1 protein-coding gene is annotated in these 251 nt (G+C 64.5%); it reads left to right on the forward strand.

Annotated elements, in window-relative coordinates:
• The coding region (locus JHD63_RS23720; protein ID WP_198973215.1) for a transposase at nt 1-251 on the forward strand (251 nt) is incomplete at both ends.

Raw genomic sequence — 251 nt, forward strand, 5'->3', positions numbered from 1 at the left:
AGCCACGCGGTGGTGCTCAACATCCAGGACAGCACCGAGCTGGACTTCAACGGCCGCGCCAGCCACGGCCTGGGGCCGCTGAGCTACGAAGCCCAGCGCGGCATGTACCTGCACCCCACCTACGTGAGCAACCGCAGGGTGGATACGCTGGAGCAGGCGGTGCAACTGATCGACTGGTACCGGGCGCGCTGGGAGATCGAGTTGTTCTTCCTGATCCTCAAGCAGGGCTGCCGAATCGAGGCCTTGCAACT

Origin of the sequence: Xylophilus sp. ASV27 (genome assembly GCF_016428875.1) — a bacterium.
In the GTDB taxonomy this organism is placed as follows: Bacteria; Pseudomonadota; Gammaproteobacteria; order Burkholderiales; family Burkholderiaceae_C; genus Xylophilus.